This window comes from Dietzia sp. B19, assembly GCF_014145155.1.
GTDB lineage: Bacteria > Actinomycetota > Actinomycetes > Mycobacteriales > Mycobacteriaceae > Dietzia > Dietzia natronolimnaea.
Genome location: NZ_JAALED010000198.1, coordinates 1 through 1,786, shown reverse-complemented (window position 1 = coordinate 1,786; position 1,786 = coordinate 1). Strand labels below are relative to the sequence as shown.

Below are 1,786 nucleotides of genomic sequence, written 5' to 3'. Positions count from 1 at the left end.
CCTGGACCAGCGTCGTCTGCGCTTTCGTCGCCGGCATCATCACCACCACCGCGGTGTACCTGTTCAGCCGGAGCAACGGCAGGACCGAGGTGGTCACGCTGGTCCTCACCGGCATCGCCGTGAACGCCGTCGCCGGAGCCGCGCTCGCGCTGCTCATGTTCCTCGGGGACACCCAGGCCCGCGAGGAGATCGTGTTCTGGCAACTGGGAAGCCTGAACGGCAGCCGGTGGGAGCACGTCCTGGTGGTGGCGCCTCTGGCGTTGCTCGGGCTGGTCCTGGCAGCGCGTCTGGCGCGACCTCTGGACCTGCTCGCGCTCGGAGAGCGCCCGGCCCGCCACCTGGGCGTCAACGTGGAGCGGTTGCGTGTCTTCTCGATCCTGCTGGTCGGCCTGCTCACGGCCGCTGCGGTGAGCTTCTGCGGCATCGTCGCGTTCGTCGGCCTGGTGGTGCCGCATCTCGTCCGCATGATCGCCGGGCCGGGCCACCGACTGCTGCTTCCGGCGTCGGCGCTGGGTGGTGCGGTGTGTCTGCTGGCGGCCGACCTGCTCGCCCGCACCGCCGTGAACTACGCGGAGCTGCCACTGGGGATGGTGACGGCCGCCGTCGGCGGACCGTTCTTCTTCTGGCTCCTCCACCGCACCCGTCGCACCGCAGGGGGCTGGGGATGAGCGTCACCGGGTCACGCGTACCGGTGCTGTCCGCCGAACGCGTCACGGTACGAATCGGTGGCCGGACCCTGCTCGACGCGGTCGACCTGGAGGTCTACGCAGGCGAGGTGCTGGCGCTGGTGGGCCCCAACGGTGCGGGCAAGTCCACGCTGCTCGGCGTGGTGGCGGGGGACACCGACCCGGACTCCGGCCGCACGGTGCTCGACGGCACCGATCTGCACCGGTGGCGTCTCGGCGACCTCGCCCGCCGCCGGGCCCTGCTCACCCAGGCCAACTCGGTCGCCTTCCCCTTCACCGTGCGGGAGATCGTCGCGATGGGGCGCGCCCCCTGGGCAGCGCTGCCCGAGGGGAACGACGACGAGGAGATCATCGAGGAGTCGTTGGCCGCCACCGACACCTCCTCGCTGCGGTCCCGGACCTTCCCGACCCTGTCCGGTGGAGAGAAGGCGCGCGCCTCACTGTCGAGGGCGCTCGCCCAGCGGGCCGGAGTGCTGCTCCTCGACGAACCCACCGCCGCGGTGGACCTGCGCCATCAGGAGATCGTCCTGGAGCTGGCCCGGACCGTGGCCGACGCCGGCGGGGCGGTGGTGGTGGTCCTGCACGACCTGGAGTTGGCCGCCGCGTGGTCCGACCGGCTCGTCATGATCTCCGGGGGTCGGATCCGTGCCGAGGGGCCACCCGACCGGGTCCTCACCGCCGAGCTGGTGGAAGAGGTCTATCAGCAGCCGGTTCTCGTCGACCGTCATCCCGTCACCGGGGACCTGTTGGTCACCCCGGATCGACGTCGATTCCGCACCGCCCGGACGCCGGCGGAGCCCGCGTTCCCGGCGACACTCGGGTCGGCCCTCGTCAAGGAGTTCACGTGATTCACACCCGGTCATCAACGATGCGGGCGTCCGCGATGCGGATGCTCGCCGTCCTGGCGCTGGCGCTGCTCGGTACGTCGACGCTCGCCGTCCTGGCCGACGCGCCGGCGAACGCCGCCGCACGACTGACGGCGTCCAGCTCACTGGGCGGGGCGGTGGCGTCGACCTCGGGCCGGACCGGGTTCACCGTGTCGGGCTCGGGTTTCCAGGCCGTCGAGGGCGGATTCGGTGGCGTGTACATCGGCTTCGGGA

Annotated in this window: 3 protein-coding genes; all 3 read left to right on the top strand. The window is 71.7% G+C overall.

What is annotated here, in order from left to right; genetic code table 11:
- On the top strand, positions 1-668 hold a 668-nt coding region (locus tag G6020_RS06690; protein WP_182610084.1), incomplete at its 5' end, for an iron ABC transporter permease.
- Positions 665-1,534: a heme ABC transporter ATP-binding protein gene (locus tag G6020_RS06685; RefSeq protein WP_182610083.1), complete on the top strand. Its 870-nt coding sequence runs from the start codon at positions 665-667 to the stop codon at positions 1,532-1,534. The genes G6020_RS06690 and G6020_RS06685, both read left to right, overlap by 4 nt.
- Positions 1,531-1,786 (top strand): hypothetical protein (locus G6020_RS06680; protein WP_206682213.1); only part of this gene is annotated, 256 nt, incomplete at its 3' end. The genes G6020_RS06685 and G6020_RS06680, both read left to right, overlap by 4 nt.